Raw genomic sequence first — 18,672 nt, forward strand, 5'->3', positions numbered from 1 at the left:
TTAATATCTTTTCAGGTATTACCAGACATTATTTATTGCACTACACAACACGCCTCTTTTGCCGTAATCGGTAAACCACAATTGACCGACACCAATTCCCCAAGATCCATCTTTTGGGTCAGATAACAGATTCTCCCAACTCAGATCCCTTTCAATTTCTGATTTAAAAGCTTTGGTAAAAACTCGGTCGTAATAAGTAATAAAATCCTTATTGTTTTTTAAAGTAACAATTTTCTTTTTGATGGTTACCTTAATTGGATAGTGGGTCATATTTGATAAACGCACTTTCTCATTTTTATTTAAAGCAGCAATAAATGATTTCATGCCCTTTAATTCAAAATCTTCTGGACTATCTTGTGCTTTTAACCATATAGGAACACATATCAATAAAATCAGCGGTAATAACTTTTGTATGTTCATAGTTTTAAACGATTAAACTTAAGGTCATATTTTTGTTTTCAAATTTGATATAATGTTGGTTGGTTAAGCATTTTGCCATTTGCAAATACTCTAGCCCCATCAGTATTTCTTCGTTTACCTAAAATCGGCCTTGGCTAGTGCGGAATGCAATAAATTAGCCTACTCAGAAACTTTAACAGCGCTAGGCGCAGCCGTGGATTTATTTATGCGCATATATTTATTAAATGTTATAAATGAGCTTCGCTTTGCTGCGGTATTTTGCATACTTTTTTCATCTGTTGGAAAAAAGTTTGTCCGCGAAGCGATAAGAACTATTAAAAGTTTTCGAAGGATTTATTGGTCTATAATAAACAAGGGAGCAATTCCTTAACCTATGTATTTTAATTTTTAGCTAACACCCTATCAATCAAATAATTCATTAATGCAATAGCAGTATCAATTACTGGGGCAGCCATTTCATCTTTATACATCACGTCAAGGTTTCCCTCTCCAAAATACAAACCATTATTGGCCAAAAAAGATAAACGGATTGTGCCCTTTTCAGGAAAATCTCTACGAGGTTTATACCACGGACCAATTTTACCAGCTACGATTTCACCTTTATTCAATAAATCTGTTGTTAATTTTAACGACTCCTCATTTGGTGAATCATAGAAAATGGTTTTCCCTGTATGGTTAATGTAACGACAAGAACCATCTTTATAAGCTGCAACCACATCTAAACCATTTTCTAAGCCAACTTCTACCACCACGCCCAATACTTCCATTTGCGCAGGATCAACACCTTCTTCAAAAAGCTCTTTCCAAAAAAGTAAACGATATCTAGAGTCAACATTTGGATCATTCGCAATCTGAAGCATTTGAGCTTCATCAGATACGCCCTTATTTAATAAGTTTAAGGGGTGAGTTGATAATGCATCTTTAGAGATAAGCTCTAAATCATCTCCAAATAGCAAATGATAGATTTTATTCTGACTTTCTTCTAGGTAAGGACCGGTGATTAATTGAGACATAACAAGTAGAGAGATTAGTGAGTAGGTTTTAAATCTGGCGAATGAAGTTTTAAGAATTCAGCTTTTATAGTGCCTAATCCTGTAGTAGCATCTTTAAGATTTTTATAGGCATTTGTACCATAAAAACGTTTACTAAAACCCAAAAGCGATAGGCCCTGTTGTTTCGTTGTTGCCTGATTATAGGCATGGTAACGGTAAACATTCCATTCTGCAATTGTTGCCTTGCCTTCTCCTGCACTTAAGGTAAACTCTAACACAATCTCGCCAGACTTTGGCAGATTAGTCACCTTAAAATTCACCATAGGATCATTGTCTTTTCTAATTTTAAGCTCTTTTACCTTTGCCGCAACTGCATCTTCAATTTTTACTTGACCAAGCATTAACTGCACCATCACCATTTCATTATATTTTTCAGGCAGTTCGCCTTTTACAATATATTCTTGCTGAAAGTAAGCAGGAGTTGGGTGCGCACTGTAAGAAAGACTATATTTTTTTTGCATAAAGGAGATAGGGCCAGGAACCATTAAATAATCCTTAACGACTGGAAAAATAGGCGTTAAGCTAACAATCGTAGCACTAGGCGCTAATTTATCTTTAACAGTAGCGGGAAGTAAATAGTTCATCGCGGCAATCGCACCGATGTAAAGCAATCTTAAATTCATTTTTCTTTGGTTAAGCCTAAAGGCGGTGAAATTATATGGTGTCATCTTCATTTCGAGCTAAGCAGAGAATAACGATTATTAGCAAACTAAATCTTTGGCCTTGTAGTAAATATTAGGTTCAAAGGTTTGGCTACGCTTTTTTTTTAGTTATCTATTTCGCTATGTTCCAGTCGAAATGACGATTAAATTATTAAAATAAATTACAGTCCAAATTTAACCGCTTTGGAATTTCTGGTCAATCGTCTTTTAAGGTAGGTTTTTGCAAAATGCTTTAGCACATAATTTTTGGCTATCCGCCTAAAGCTGATTTTTAAGCATACCTAAATTCAAAATTTAGTATTCATTTCTCCCACATTCCTCCCAGTCTCCTCCTACGTTTCTCCTGAAAAAGGCCCTTTGAGCAGAACAAACCTAGGACAATCCTCGAACAACTCTAGGACAAGATCACTTTTTAACTGACATTTCCGGACATACACAGACAATTTCGGACATTTTTAAAGCATTGAAATTAGGCTTAAAAGCGCTAGCAGCAAGAACTCTCCGTTTAGGGTAAATTAAAAATATACGTCATTGCGAGGCACGAAGCAACCTTAAAGCGTTTGTCTAGCTAACATCATCGTTGTAAGCTAGCTTCGTTCCTCGCAATGATGAAAAATATGGAAGCTATCTTAAGAATTGGGCTTCAGAGCGATAGCAGCAAGAACCCTCATTTACCTATAAACCGACCTTGGCTGGTGCGGTTTGTAACAATTAGCCACAGCAGTGACGCTGCAGCATCAGGCGCTTCGGTGGTTTTTGGTTCTTTTTTCCATAAAAAAGGACTAGGCCCCGCCGGCCAATGAGGCGAAAATATAATAGACTAAACTACGCTTCATAAGCTAGCTTCGTTCCTCGCAATGACGACAAAAAAGTCATAGGAATTGGCCTTAGGAGCGATAGCACAAAGAACTCTCCGTTTAGGATACAACCGACCTTGGCTGGTGCGGTTTGCATCAATTAGCCACAGCAGTAAACGCTGTAGCATCAGGCGCTTCGGTGGTTTTTGGTTCTTTTTTCCATAAAAAAGAATTAGGCCCCGCCGGCCAATGAGGCGAAAATTAACATTTCTTTTCGATCATGACTACGCTTTAAAAAATTAAACACAGCATTATCGCTATACCGATGACTTTCTTGAAAATTAACAACCACTATCAATCCTACTTTATATAAAACCACCCCAAAAGATGATTTTTTACTAAAGAATCACCCTGTAATTTTGCTCATTAAATTACGATGGCTATGTCTACAGCAGAAATAATTTCTCAAGGAATAGTGTAACCCCATCTTAATTCTCGCTCACAAATTAGATAAGCTCAAAGCCTTTGCTAGGAATTAGCATAGGCTCTTGGGTATAAAAAAATACATTCCGGAAATAGATTAACTACCTATGAAAAAACAGTTATCCAAAAAATTGCCAGGCTTATTGCTCAGTGTATTCCTATTGATGCTTAGCATAAAAGTTAATGCTCAAGCGCCTACGATAAGCGACTTCAGTCCAAAAAAAGGGCCCATAGGAACCCAAGTTCATATTACAGGTACAGGGTTTAGCTTAGACCCCACAAAAAATATGGTGTTTTTTGGAGCAGTAATGGCAAGAAACATTCAAGTAATTTCAAGTACACAACTGGTAGCCGAGGTAGCTGTTGGAACTGATAATGGTGACCTAACCATTACCAATCTGGAGACTAACCTAACTTGCAGTACAGATAACTCATTTAATATTACTTATACAAGTTCTGGGCCTCTAACATTTGCAACTTCACCAACTGTGATTTATCTTCCAAAATCTTATGATATCATTCCCAAAGATTTTGATAATGATGGGAAAATTGACTTTTTAATTTCTACTGGAGGTTCTAATTTGATTATAGAAAGAAATAACTCAACGCCTGGAACACTAAGTTTTACTACAAATCAGAATTCAATTAATCCAGTTGTTTCTGATAACAACTCCATGACAACTAAAGTTGCGGATTTTAATGGTGATGGACTCCTTGATATTGTAACAGTTACTAGGGCTTTAAAAAAAATCACCATATATACAAATACATCAAATCCGAGTACTCCAGGAATTTCTTTTTCTGCTGCTGATATTCCTATTGGAATTACTGGATATTTTCTTGAAACAGCAGATATTGATCATGATGGTAAAACAGATTTAATTATAGCGGATGTTGGAACTCAAGATTTTACAGTTATGCTAAATACATCATCTTCTTCAGCAATTACATTTGGTAAGGAGAATAATTATCAACTTGCAAAAGCAAATTATACTATTTATGCGTTAAAAGCTGCCGATACCGAAAATCGAGGGGTTTTTGATATTGCAATAGGAGCCAATTATGGAGAAGTAACTATTTATCGTAATACTTCGACACCGGGAAATATACAATTAACCCCAAAATCATATCCAATTCCTGAATACACAAGTATTTCCAAAGGTTTAGACTTTGTAGACCTAACTGGAGAGGGGTTACCAGAAATGATAGTTTTATATAATGATAATTTCGTTGTAAAACGTAATCAAGGGGCAGGATCATTTTCTGCAAGTTTAAATTATCCTGTTACTAATAAAAGTTTAGCATCTCTTTCTATCTCATTGGAAATTGAAGATGCCAATGGAGATGGAAAATCAGACTTAATCTTAAATAATCCAAGTTCTGGAGCGGCAGAAATTTACATTAACGATTTTGCCGCCACCAATAGTTTTCTGCCTCCAGTATCAATTCCAACTGCAACATCACAATCAAAAGTATTTTTGTCCGATGCAGATGGGGATGGTAAATCGGATATTATATATGGAAGTGGCACGTCTCTTCCAGGCAGTACCTCCATACTTTTAAACACTCAAATTATTCCAACAGAGTTAACTACCCTGCCTCCAACTAATATTTCGAGTGCTGCGGTTACTCTAAACGCTACGGTTAAAGCCAATACAGCAGATGTTATTGTAGGTTTTGAGGTTGGTACAACTCCTGATTTATCTACCAGCTTTACATTTGCCGCCACTACAAATGGTACTATAATGGCAGGTTCCGGGGTTAAAGATGTGAGTTACACATTAAACGATCCTGGTGCTCCAGGCATTTATTATTATCGTGTGGTAGCGACTAACACTAATGGAGAAGTTTCGCGAGGTGCTATATTAAGCTTCGAGATTAAAACAGAAATTAGTGCGATCACCACAATTTCACCTAATCCGAATAATGGCACAACAGGGAGTGTAGTTTATAAAGTTGATTTTTCTGGAGTAGTAAATGGTTTGGATGCTGCTAACTTTGCGCTTACCCAGACTGGTGGGGTAACAAACGCTACTATTAGCAATGTTATCCAAAACCCAGTTGCTGGCAATTTGTGGCAAGTGACAGTCGCTTTAGGTAAAATTACTGATAATGGAACGATTCAGCTTTCATTGGTCAATGCCAATAATTTGTCTGCTCCAATCAGCACTACACTTCCATTTGCAGGAGAAGTGGTTACCATCACTCCAGATGTAATTGCCACTACCTTACCCGCTACCAATATCACCCCAACCAGCGCCACCTTAAATGGTGCTGTTAGAACTAATTCGAGTGATGTTAATGTGAAATATGAGTTTAGTACCTTGGCTGATTTTAGCAGTAAATTCGCTGCTGATGCTACTGTAAATCCTGTGGTAACCGCAGGATCTGGCCTAACGCAGACATCATTTGCATTTGATAATGTTACCATTCCGGGCACTTACTATTACAGAGTGGTGGCCACTGCCAATGGCAAGGATACCTACGGAGAAATTATGAGCGTGCAGGTGGACTATGCGATCAACGCCATCAAAACAGCTTCGCCAAATCCAAACGATGGCAGTACCGGCCTGTTGCTGTACGAAGTAGAATTTAACGGAGTGGTAAACAACCTAAGTGCAGCTAACCTAAGTTTGGCCACTACTGGAACAGTGAACGCGGCAATTTCTACAGTTGTTAAAAGTGGTAATCCAGCCAAACCTAATTCATGGTTTGTAACCCTAACCATTGCGCCGGGAGGTAATGGAACCGTTCAACTTTCCTTAGCGAATACAACTAATTTATCGTCATCCATCAGCAATGCTTTACCAGTTAAAGGTGAAATATATACCATTGAGCCGCCCCTATTAGTTATTACGCTGCCCGCTACAAATGTCAGTGCTGGGGGTGTAACCTTAAACGGCTCAGTAAAAACAACATTGGATGGAGTATATGCGGATATTCTTTATGGTACTAAACCAGATTTATCTGGTGGGGTTTTAGCATCTTCTGTAGCAAAAGATATCTCTAAGGGCATTGGCTTTGTTGACTTCTCGTTCGATGTTAAGAATTTGCCTCCTGGTAAATATTATTATGCGGCCGTCGCTCAAGAGAAACCTAATTTACCTGAAATTATTGGTCAAATTATGAGTGTTGATATTCCGGTAAGTATTGTAGAGATAAAGCCATTAATTCAGGGTCCATTAAATTCTCCGAAATCAGGACCACTTTACCGTGTTAAATTTTCAGCTCCAATAGATTTTTTAAGCACTTCGAATTTCACCGTTACCATGACAGGGGGCGTATTTGGGGTAACAGTTACTGGTGGTATTCCCGATCCGAATGATCCTAATTCTTATCTAATTTCATTGAATGTGCCCTTGGGAGGAGATGGTTCATTAACCTTAAATCTGGTAGACGATGGAGCATGGCCTTATAAAGTAGCAGAAGGTTTACCTTTTGCTGGTGAAACTTTAATGGTAAATGGAGTTCCATTGGCTCCACAAGGTTTAAGCGCTAATCCAGGAGATGCACTGGTTAAACTAGACTGGACTGCTAATAGCGAAAGTGACATATGGTATTATGAAATTTATCGCGATACTTCCCCAAACCCGACTACTTTAATCAAAAGTGTTCCGGCAGGTACATTTACCTATACCGATGTCAATTTAACCAATGGTACCAAGTATTATTATCGAATTGCAGCAATAGATAATTCTGATTATATAAGTGATTATTCTACAGACGCTTCAGCAACACCTCTTCCAGGCCTAGCACTTAAAGCCGACCAAACCATTACCTTTGCACCTTTAACGGATAGGGTATATGGCGATGCCGACTTTGACCTAACGGCTACGGCAAGTTCAGGGCTGCAGGTTACCTATACCAGCAGCGATAACAGCATTGCTACGGTAACAGGCAGTACGGTACATATCCTGCATGCAGGTACGGTTACCATATCCGCAGACCAGGGAGGGGATAATAATGCATACAATAAGGCAGGGCAGGTATCACGTGTGCTCACCATTGCCCAGAAACAGATCGATGTTGCCGCTGATGCAAAAACAAAAGTCTTCAACACACTAGATCCAGTATTTACCTATACCTATACGCCGAACCTGGTCAATGGGGATACCTTCGGCGGAAACCTTTCACGTATCGCTGGGGAAGCTGTAGGTTCTTATGACATCACCCTTGGTTCACTGAGCCTGAGCAATGATTATAAGATCAACTTTACAGATGCGCAGTTGACCATTACAGCGGCACCGGTCAACAATATTGCAGCGCCACAGGGCTTAACTGCTACTGCTGGCGATGCACAGGTTCAGTTAACTTGGAATGCGAACAGCGAAAGCGATGTTGCCAGCTACGAGATCTATGGCGGAACTTCGCCAAACCCGACTATGCTGTTAACAAGTGTGCAGAAGGATGTGTTAACCTATACCCATCCTAATTTAACCAACGGTACCACCTACTATTACCGTATCACAGCTAAGAATACCGCTAACGCCGAGAGTACCTATTCGAATGAGGTTTCGGCCAAACCGGTCCACCTGTTCTTTTCACAGAGCATTATCTTTAATGCCATACCGGTTAAGACCTATGGTGATGCGGACTTTGACGTGATCGCTACAGCAAGCTCGGCACTTCCAGTGGGCTACTCGAGCAGCGACAACAGCATTGCTACTGTTGTAAACGGTAAGGTGCATATCCTTAAAGCAGGTACGGTCACCATCTATGCAGACCAGATAGGAGATAACCAGTATTCGGCAGCGGCACAGGCCAGCCAGATACTAACCATCAACAAGGCAGCGGTAACGGTAAGTGCCAATGCCATGACCAAGAACATCGGAGATGCAGACCCAGCATTGACTTACTCTTTAAGCAGTGGAAAGCTGATCGGAACGGACAGCTTCTCCGGACAGCTGGACAGGGTACCTGGAGAGGGCGTGGGCAGCTATGCGATAGGCTTGGGAAGTTTGACAGCTGGCAGCAACTATACGCTGAGCTTTGTGCCATCAACGCTGACCATCTCACTGAAATCGATTGCAAGCTTCAAGCTGGATGCCAATAATATCCTGACACCAAACGGCGATGGGATAAATGATAAACTGGTGATCAAGGGGCTAGGGAATTACCCAGCGGCAAAGCTTACCATTGTAGATAGGGAAGGTCGTACGGTATACCAGAGTGAAAACTACCAGAATGATTTCGACGGGATGTACAAAGGTTCACCACTGGCCACGGATACCTATTACTATGTGCTGGACTTCGGAAAGGGAATGGGCAAGATCAAGAACTTCTTCACGATCGTGAACTAACTATTTTAAATATTTAACAAAGGGAGGCCAAAAGCCTCCATTTGTTTATTGCACTATTAAAGAATTTAAATAAGTAGATGTATAAAAAGTGCAATGTTTTTTAAACTTACATCATAACCGGAAGAAAATTTAATCTTTAGATAGGTTAAGACGCTGCAAGAAGCTACGATTGTATCTATTAAGTTGATTTAAGAACCCACGAAAAGAAATTCGATTGTAAGGAATAATAAACAATGCTTGAGTTCCCATGCCGGGTGAGCTTTTAATCTCAAAGCTTCCATTCCATTTCTCAGCACGACTTTTAAGATTTGATAATCCATTTCGTTTTGAAGAAATTTTCGAAGCATCAAAGCCAACACCATTATCAATAATTTTAAGATATAGACGGCCCTTTGCATAACTTAAGTCAATATTTACAATGTGGGCATGTGCATGTTTAATAATGTTATTTAAAATCTCTTTAAACATTAGAAATAAATCTCGTTGGGTTTCATGGTAAATCCGATCATCAGGAAAATTCTCTTTGATGTGAATATTAACTCTGATAGAATCATCTTCGAAAAGAATACCAGTATAACGACGAATACGAACAGTTAAACTATCCATGTCTTCAGGAGATGTTTTCATACTCCAAACAATTTCATCTAATGCTTGGGTAGATGCGAGTATTTCCTGTCGAATATTCCCTAGATTCATGTTTTTTTGTTTTTCATCAATATCACTTTGGTGTGAGATATGTGTAAGAAACTGTATATTGGTTAATCTAGACCCAATATCGTCATGGAGATCTCGGCTTAGCTCATCTCTGAGCTTTTGCATCTGCAACATATTACGTGCCCGCTGATTTGCAATCCATACATATAAAATAATAAGCAGAAGGAAAACAATTACAAAAGCTGAAAACTTAAGGTTTTTTTCTTTTTGCAAACGTACTTGGTTTATTTCTCTGTCTTTTTTCAAAATTGCAATCTCTTGGATATTCCGCTCTCTACGAAACTGTTCTTCCATACTTTTAAGCTGTAAGAGCAAACTATTATTGTGCACTTTGTCACTTACTTCGAGATAGACATTTTTATAATGTAAGGCCTGTTTGTATTGTCCTTTTTGAGAATAATAATCCGAAAGATAACGGTAAATATCAATTTCCATAGATTTATCACCATCTCGAGATGCGGCATGTAATGCACGGAGTAAGATCTGTTCATCATTAAGCGATGGACTTTTATTAACCGATGCGATTTTAGCTTCTGCACTACGTATAAGCGAACTGTCTTTAGCAAGTGTTGCAAGTTCTAAGCTGCGTTCGTAAGATGATTTAGCCTGTATGAAATTATTTTTTCTCGAATAATAGTTACCAATCATTACCTGAAGTTCAGCTTCGTCTTGTGGCAGATTTAGGCTGCGCAGTACCTTTAATGCTTGTTTATAATAATCAAGGGCCAGTTTATCATCCATTAAACCTTCATAGGCATTGCCTAAGCCTATAGCAGCACCAGCAATACCACGTTTATCTTTTAATTGAGTTTTAAGCTCCATTGCTTTTTTTGCATAAGGCAACGCTTGAGCATACATTTTCATTGAATAAAAGTCTGTGGCAATATTTTGATAGCTGAAAGATACTCCTCGTTTATTTCCAGCTTTAGTGAAAAGTCGTAAAGAACTTAAATGAGCATCTAATGCTTTCTTAAATTCGAACAATTTAATATAGGTATTGCCAATACTCATATGTTGAGCGGCTATTGCTGAAAGATCACCATCCGCTGTAAAATACTTCAATCCTAAGTTCATATAAGGAATTGCTGCCCTATAGTTACCCTGTTGTTTAAGTAGTAATCCTGCTGTATAGTTGTAGTAACCTTTTGCAGTATTAGCATACGTATTTTTAGTTTGCTCTGATAAAGATTTTAAAAGTGATAGATACATATTAGCACTATCAACTTTACCTGTACTAGCTAGTAATGCAGCCAGATGTGAATAGGCATATGATAACAAGTCAGCTCTATTTAGTGATTTGTTAAGTGAAATGGATTGATACAGCAATTGTTTAGCACGCTTGATATCTAATCTGCTATATTCAGTACTAAGCTTATTGAGAGCATTCACCTGATCAGCATCTTTTGTATTGCGAGAAATTACAATTTTCAAACTATCTATAAGTTCATGTTGTGCGAAACAGGGTAAAAAGAAGCCGCTAAAGCAAATAAGGACAACGGTTAGGATAAAGCGAAAATTCATTTTGAAATAATTCTTACTTGTATTCACAATAACGATAGGACATAAAGATACAGTTACCGTTTAAAATATCAAGATTGTATAGTTTCTTTAATTAGATGAGCCTATATATTCATTGTATTTTTTATCGGATCTGTTAACTATAATCTTAAAGGAATAGTTGTTTTCTTAAGTCATTAGTAATAAGTATTATATAAATGATTTTATTTTCAAAGTAGCTAGAGGAATTGAGTCAAATCTCTATTTTGAAATTGACAATAATTGCAAAAAAAAACTAGCTTTTCGATAGAAAAGCTAGTTTCGAAATGTATTAATATTTTTCTTTTAGGATTATTTTTACGGTATAATGGTCAATGTTCCTTTAAGTTTTTCGTGCCCATCTCCTGGCTCGATCAAAAAGATATATGCACCTGTCCCTAGGTTTTTGCCTTTATATTTTCCATCCCAAGTGTTATCATAGTTTCTTTTTTCAAATACTATTCTACCAGTGAGGTCTAATACTCGCACATGATTTTCAGGATATAATTTAATATTTTTTATAATCCAGTAATCGTTTATTCCATCTGCGTTTGGAGAAAGAATGTTTGTGACATCACTAAGTGTTATCGGTATGCGTAAAGCGTTTGAAATGGTAAGGGTACTGTTACTATAGGCAATATTATAATTGTCTGCTGTTGCTCCACTTACAGTTAACGGATAAACACCAGCAGGGGAGGTAACAGTAGCATTTGTTGTAATGCTTGGTGGAGAAGTCAGTACTTTTACATCTTCTCCATACACAAATCCAAAATAACTCACCGTAAATATAGGATTAGGAGTACCAGCTATTTTAACCTGAATATCAGCACTAATAAGAAGTGTGGCTTTCTTGACTGTTAAAGTTTGCATAACATCAGTTGCTGGACTATATTTACTATCTCCTGGTTGGCTTGCCGTAATGGTTGTTGTTCCTGCGCCTTTTATATGAATTTTTCCATTTACAATTGTTGCAACCAAAGGATTACTGCTTTGGTAAGTGATTTGAATTGTATTATTTGAACTAGTTGCACCTGGTACAAAATCAGCATCTCCATAAGTTGCAGTAGCCGTTGAAGGAAGATTTATGGTTTGTGGGGTTAGTACATTAGGGTTTGCAGTAACTTTTAGAATACCTGGCACATAGCTAATCAAATAATTATTTGCTGTTGCTGAACTTGCGGTAATGGGATAGTCTCCCGGTGTAGAAGCAATTGTAGCAGTTGTAGTTAGTGTAGGTTGCGTAATTAAAGCAGTTTGATTTTCACCATTTACGAAACCAGAAAAACTAGCTGTAAGTGCAGGATTTGCGCTACCTTCTTGTTTTGTTTTTGGATCAGCAGTAATCGTAAGTGGTGCTTTATTAACAGTGAGCACCTGAACCACATCTTTAGCACTGATATAGGTAGCGTCACCTGCCTGACTGGCCGTAATATCTGCTGTCCCAGCACCCGTAATATGAAGTTTTCCTCCTACTATAGTCGCTACACTTGTATTGCTGCTAAGGTAAGTAATTTGAATTTTATTGTTATCACTTGTTGCTGTAAGCGGTATATCAGCAGTTCCATAGGTAACAGCTGCAAGGGGATCAAATTTAATGACTTGCGGGATTGTTGCCTGAGAGGTAATTGTTAAAGTTCCAGATACGTAATTGATAAAATAGTTTGCAGCAGTAGCAGCAGATGCTATAATTTTATAAGTTCCTGGAGGTGATGTTGCTGTAGCTGTGGTTGTATAAGTAGGTTGTTTTGTAAGCACTGTTTTGTCTTGCCCCAATACAAAGCCTGTGATGGTACCCGTAAGTGGCGGAATTGGAGACCCTGCAGTGATAGATTTTGAATCCGCTTTGATATTTAGCGTTGCCTTTTGTACCTCTAATGTACCTGTAACAGGACTGTTTCCATATCTGTTTACCGGATCTAAGAAGATAGCGTTGCCCGGCTGATTTACCGTGATTGTTGTTGTTCCAATACCAACAACATGAATTTTGTTGTTTACAATGGTTGCTACTTTGGGATCAGAACTGGTATATGTGATTGGTATTGTTGGATTATCACTCCATGCATTCGGATCAAAATCTGAATCTCCGTAAGTAGCAGCGCTTTCCAGATTAAAACTGATATGCTGTGCTAACTTTTTATCGTCATACATATTCATTACACCATTAACGTAAACAATTTGATAGTTTGCTGCAGTGGCTCCATTAGCAACAAGTGGGTAAGGGTTCCAGTTATTCGTCTGGTTTATTGGGCTTACAATAGGGGAATTTGCTGTTGCATTAGTAGTTACAGTAGGCAACTTGGTAAGAACTGTTTCATTTTCTCCATTAACAAAGCCCTTGTAAGTTACCTTAAAATTTGAAGGCACAGGGGCACCAACTTTTTTGTAGACAACGTCTGGTTTAATGGTAAGCATAGCTTTGTTCACCGTAAGGTTAAGCACGTATTCTTGGCCTGCAACACTTGCCTTAATCACTGTTTTTCCTGCACCTACAATATGAATTTTACCTGCAACAATAGTTGCTACTGTTAAGTCACTGCTGTTATATGGGATTGGTGGATTTGCAGATGCAGTGCCTGCTGGATTAAAATCAGCTGCACCATATGTTGTGGTTAATTCCTTAGGATATCCATTATTTAATGCTGGCACACTACTTTCAAAAGCACCAATATCTATTGTGCCGGTCAAGGTACGGGTTTTAGCCTTCATGTGGTTGATGTATTCTTCCAGTACGGGATAGTTGGTTGCCGCAGTAGAAAGAGTTGTTCCACCATCTATAGCATTAGAAGTAGGCAAAAGCGAAAAGTCTTTATTTGCATAATCTTTAAAACCAGGGTCATTTAACCCCATATTGCCATACATGTCATTGATATGTGTTACCCTACCAGCATTTGGTTTTTTTCCGCCTCCTGATGTATTGTATTCATACAGGTCAACTACATGAGGACTTAGCCAGTTGTTGCGCATATTTACCTCCCCAGACAAGTTTGTTGAAAGAATATTAAGTTGGGAAGGAATCGTGCCTGCAGGAGAGCCTGGAACAGCTTGTCCATAGATGATATTATTGCGCATATCTACCTTTGTGGTAATGGTAACGGTATCTCCGCCGGCAATATCTCCACCATCTGCCATTAAAAATAAAGATACATCATAAGCTGCTTTGGAAGGTTTTGAAGGATCAATGTTGTATGTTTTATTACGTTCTATTACTACTGTATTGTTGTAAAAATGAAGTGTACCCGGGCGATAATATTTATATTCACCTTGATCACCGCCATAACGGATAAAACGGGTTGCACCATCAACATCACTAAAAATAACATTTCCATACATAAATGTTTCCTTGTAGCTGGGCAGCAGATCCAGTACACCAATTCCGCCTTGCGGCTCAGCAATTTGTACAGCGTGGCCAGCAGACGAAACAATATAATTGTATCTAAATATGTTTCCTGATGAACGGTCTTTTAGTGAGGCACCCAATGCACCATCAATTAACTTATCGAAAAAATTGTATTGATAAACTACGTTTTCTGCTTCTACGTACAAACCGTGATCGTGAAAATCACCCACAACACCAATTTTGGTAAAAGTATTTTTCTCTATAAGGATATTTTTGGAATGAGCATGATACAGAAACTTGGAATTAATAAAAAGACCTATTCCACAATTGTTGATGTTACAATTTCGAACTACTAGATCTTGCACTCTTTCTGCATAGATTCCTGCTGAAAATACGTCGTACGCTACCTTGGTCTGAGGCGCACTTGCAGTCGTGAAAGTTTTTGTAGGATGTGCATTTCGGATTTCCAGATTATCGATTATAATATCATGTGGAATAGGGCCATAAGAGCCAGCTCCCGTTCCAGGCCCAATAAAAATAAGTCCAAAAACATCTGTATTTGGAAAAGCTAGTTTTTGTGGGTCAGAGGTGGCATTTTCTCCATCAATGATCGGTTTTTCTCCATTTGGTCCGGGAATACCTAAGATAGTGATTGGATTTCCAGGTTCTCCGCTTGTGGAGATAAGAAATTTCTCTCGGTATGGGTTTGGATCATAATGAATGCTCACTATGTCGCCTGCTCCAAGGGTGTTCCAAGGAACCTGAGAAAGTTTAGTCATTGTCTGCCCAGGACCAACATGATAGTTTTTTTGAGCAAATGAGGTCAAATTGCTAAAGGAAATTAGCAAAAAAAACATCAGTGAATAATATATTCGACCGATGGGTATGGATAAATTTTTATGCATATTGTTGTGAATAATTTGTTGAATTTATTTTCTAGCGCTTTGGTTGAAATAAAGAATTATCCCAACAAACAAAGGTAAATCAGTCTGACATGCTATAAAATCATCTTTTAAGGTGAGGACTGATTTGTGTTTACGAAACAGATTGTCCTTAAACCTCATTGTATTAGTAAATTAAATGCCAATGGTCTTTTACACTTTATTTTTAACCTAATTTTAATTTAAGTGATAAAAAGAAATGCTCTAGTCTTTTAGGAGTATCTATAAAACTAATCTGCTGATTTGATTTACTTTAGCTGATGAATTATTTTTTGCAATACCAATTATATGAACAAAAGAATCTTTCTATTGCTATGTGTAGGTTACACCATGTTGATATCCTGTTTTCACAAATCGCCAGAAACAGCACTGGCAGATAACGTTGCTCAGATCTTAATTTGCGAAACAGAAACACAAAGTTATCTGATTTGTAAAGAAGAAATTTTTCAAGTACGTTCTAAATCATCAGGACAAAGAGGAACTTACATATCGGGTGATAAAAAATACCGATATTCAGTACGTGAAGCAAATTCAGGGAAACTTCTTACACGTTTAGTGAGTAAACCAAACGAAGACTTTAACTTACTGGGGTTTGATGGAAAATTGCTTTGGTGCTACAGTGCTGATCCAAAGATAGGTTTGCATGCAAGAAATCCTGCTTCGCTAAAAATGGTAATCAATAAAGGTGGCCTTTTATCGCTCAATCCTGCCATTGGGCAAATGCCTAGAGTACCATTAGCAGAAGCCTATCGCTTTTATCAATTTGACAGCGAGCATAATAGCATGCTTTTGTTGAATAACAACGGTTTCGTATTTCGCTTAGCACAAAAAACATTATTAGCTTCAAACGAGAAGACAATGCCTTCAAACTTAAATCCCATTATTTATCCACTATCTTCTGTTGTTTATCTGGATGCTGAAAGAGAAGTTTCCTTAACTCCAGATGTAAGAAACTATTTTCGGAAAGATCATAGCAATGAGTATTCATTTTTAATGGGAAAGCTATTGGTTGAGAATGATAGGCAAAAAATTGCAGCTTTCAAACATCGTGTAATTGGGAAGATAGGTGCAACTAAATGGGATGCTTTATCCATGCAATCAAGTTTGTCTTCAGTTAGCTTGGGAGCGGATTCAAATACAGTGTATATAATGGAAGCCACAAATCTCCAAGATACAGCAAATATTCATTTGTCCGCATATCATGTAGTAGAGAATAGCTATAAAAAGAAATGGGGCAGTACAATTGGAGGCATTTATTACAACTATACAGCTGCCTTAAGAGCTAACCCGAAAGCCTTCGTATTTTCATCTGGTAATCCCGACTACGATTTTGAATGGTTTGGATTAACAAAAGGGGTATTGGTAGGAGTAAGGATGCTTTATATGTTTGGCTTAGATGCTAATTCGGGAAAGTTATTGTGGAAAGTTAAAATATAGTGCGACTGAGATAGTATTTAATCATATTTCATGGCGATATAAATTTGGTGTTTATATTTAGGTGTGATTATTTTTAGCTCATTTTTTCTCCTGTTTTGTAGCGTAATTTTTATGCCTTTTTTATAGAGTGTTTCATTTTGTCTTTTGTAAACTATCTGGTCATCATCTTCACAATTTTCATATTCTTTTTTAACAATCATTTTACCAGTTGATAGGTTGAAATCAACATACACAAAATATTCGCATATTTTACCATCAGTGCTCGAATAGCCTATTAAATAAAAATCTCCATTTTGATAGCGATATTTATCTGTATGCCCCCATTTCCAACTACTTCCTCCACTCTGAGTGATGTTTAGAATGCCATTTTTGATCTCTATTTTTTCCAAAGGGTCACCCATTGTTCCGCCATCTTGACTTTCATAAAGTGCCTGTTGGGACTTTTTCCACATCATCCATTCTCCATTTTGCAATTTGTAAATTCTTAGCTCTCTTGGTATGCTTTCATAGGTTTCGTCTTCTTGCTTTGTGTTGTAGGCAACAACAAGTTCTTTCGTTCCATCATTGTCCAAGTCTCCTAAAGTAGTGGTCAAAATAAAATAGCTTTCGGGTTTTGGAATGCGTTGAGCGAAAAGGGTAAGGCTATTTAAGCAAATAATTACCAATAGTGTCGTCTTTTTCATCATGTAATAATTAAAGCTTATAATTTTTTTGAATATAATATTTTGCCTGACTGCAAATCGGCAACCATGAGATGTGCCATCTTTATACCAACAAACTGGTTTTCATAAATCCCATACCATTCAAAATCTCTAGATGGCATACCGGCTCTGTATTTTTTATCAAAAGGTGATTTCGTCTTTTTTGCAACTAGATTGAAGAATACATCTGGAAAAGCCAATGTCCACTTCTTGAGATATTGCCCAGAATTAATCGTTACCTGGCTAATCAAAGCTGCTCCACTATTTCCATAACTACTACTATGTAATAGATAAATCTTAGTAGAATCACCACCAAGATTCTCACCTGTAATTGTGCGACGACCCCTGTTCATCTTTTCATTAAAATTAGTTTTAAAATCTATTTTAGCGGGTCTTTTATCATTTATAGTGGACTTTTGCTCCCAAGATTTTTCGGCAATAGCTAGCTTATTAAGGTCTTGTTCTAAGAGAAAACGACCAAATAAATAGGCTTCTTCATCAGTTTTTTCATCCTTAGTGATGTACTGTTTGCTATTGCCAGTTAGTTTAAGTAGCTGACTTGGGTTTAAAAAAACTGAATTTCCGGTGGGTTTAAGTCTTTTGGTAAAAGGCTTAGATTTTTCTGTAGCAACAGATCTTAGTGTAAAGAGGTTTAATTTAAAAGTACTACCACTCTTATTGATGATCGTCAACTGGCTATCAAGGGGGTTATATCGGTAATACTGATTTGCTTCTGCAACATCAGGGAGTGAAGCGTTCAGTTTTAAAGTTGGGTTGATCATAGCCATATCTTTTTGAGTTCTCAGAATTGTTAAATCTGGAACATTTCTGGTATGCAATCGATGTAGATTATCATAACACCATATTGTATTGCCTTGAACACCAATAATTTGGAAATCATCTGGGCCGCTGCCTGTTACCAATCTATTTAATAGTTTTCCATCATTAAGTTGATAAACAGAATATCTAAAAATTGAGGAAGAGTTAGCGAGCTTTAATTTATTTGCCCGATGCAATACGGTTTTATAAGTTAGCTCATGGATGATAAGTAGTGCATTTTTACCTTCTCCGGCAACAATAACCGACTTGATTTCTGCGGCCTTTTCAATTTGTGGGGCATTTAATGAACAGGAAGAGAAAAGAAAGAACAAATAAAAATAACAGATAGATTTGATGGTGCTACACATAAAAAGCTTATTGAAGTTTGTTTCTGCCTGTAAGTAGATAAATGCAAAAAAGAAGCGCACAGGTAATTCCTACACATATAGGTGATAAAAGTAGCACTGCCGAAC

Annotated in this window: 9 protein-coding genes; 2 read left to right on the top strand and 7 right to left on the bottom strand. The window is 37.6% G+C overall.

Going from position 1 to position 18,672, the window contains the following annotated elements:
* Window positions 1-18: 18 nt before the first annotated feature.
* The 3 genes from HQN85_RS15500 to HQN85_RS15510 all read right to left on the bottom strand — a co-directional run bounded on the left by HQN85_RS15500 (window position 19) and on the right by HQN85_RS15510 (window position 2,095).
* The gene (locus tag HQN85_RS15500) at window positions 19-420 is read right to left on the bottom strand and encodes a hypothetical protein (RefSeq protein WP_173273968.1); all 402 of its coding nucleotides are present in this window, start codon (window positions 418-420) and stop codon (window positions 19-21) included.
* 380 nt (window positions 421-800) lie between these two features.
* Complete coding sequence (locus tag HQN85_RS15505; protein ID WP_173273970.1) at window positions 801-1,433, bottom strand: hypothetical protein; 633 nt, start codon at window positions 1,431-1,433, stop codon at window positions 801-803.
* A 14-nt stretch (window positions 1,434-1,447) separates the two neighbouring features.
* A complete protein-coding gene (locus HQN85_RS15510) occupies window positions 1,448-2,095 on the bottom strand; it encodes a hypothetical protein (protein ID WP_173273972.1) in 648 nt (215 codons plus the stop codon).
* Between the two features lie 1,426 nt (window positions 2,096-3,521).
* Here HQN85_RS15510 and HQN85_RS15515 point away from each other — a divergent pair.
* Complete coding sequence (locus tag HQN85_RS15515; RefSeq protein ID WP_173273974.1) at window positions 3,522-8,714, top strand: MBG domain-containing protein; 5,193 nt, start codon at window positions 3,522-3,524, stop codon at window positions 8,712-8,714.
* A gap of 129 nt (window positions 8,715-8,843) precedes the next feature.
* Here HQN85_RS15515 and HQN85_RS15520 read toward each other — a convergent pair whose 3' ends face one another.
* The gene (locus HQN85_RS15520) at window positions 8,844-10,949 is read right to left on the bottom strand and encodes a tetratricopeptide repeat-containing sensor histidine kinase (protein ID WP_173273976.1); all 2,106 of its coding nucleotides are present in this window, start codon (window positions 10,947-10,949) and stop codon (window positions 8,844-8,846) included.
* A gap of 333 nt (window positions 10,950-11,282) precedes the next feature.
* The gene (locus tag HQN85_RS15525) at window positions 11,283-15,128 is read right to left on the bottom strand and encodes an MBG domain-containing protein (protein ID WP_216847309.1); all 3,846 of its coding nucleotides are present in this window, start codon (window positions 15,126-15,128) and stop codon (window positions 11,283-11,285) included.
* A 402-nt stretch (window positions 15,129-15,530) separates the two neighbouring features.
* Here HQN85_RS15525 and HQN85_RS15530 point away from each other — a divergent pair, with 402 nt between their 5' ends.
* Complete coding sequence (locus HQN85_RS15530; protein WP_173273980.1) at window positions 15,531-16,679, top strand: hypothetical protein; 1,149 nt, start codon at window positions 15,531-15,533, stop codon at window positions 16,677-16,679.
* 17 nt (window positions 16,680-16,696) lie between these two features.
* Here HQN85_RS15530 and HQN85_RS15535 read toward each other — a convergent pair whose 3' ends face one another.
* Window positions 16,697-17,362, bottom strand: coding sequence for a hypothetical protein (locus HQN85_RS15535; protein WP_173274020.1), 666 nt, complete (start codon window positions 17,360-17,362; stop codon window positions 16,697-16,699).
* Between the two features lie 17 nt (window positions 17,363-17,379).
* On the bottom strand, window positions 17,380-18,567 hold the full coding sequence (locus HQN85_RS15540; RefSeq protein ID WP_173273982.1) for a hypothetical protein: 1,188 nt from the start codon (window positions 18,565-18,567) through the stop codon (window positions 17,380-17,382).
* Between the last annotated feature and the right edge of the window lie 105 nt (window positions 18,568-18,672).

Source organism: Pedobacter boryungensis (assembly GCF_013204825.1).
GTDB lineage: Bacteria > Bacteroidota > Bacteroidia > Sphingobacteriales > Sphingobacteriaceae > Pedobacter > Pedobacter boryungensis.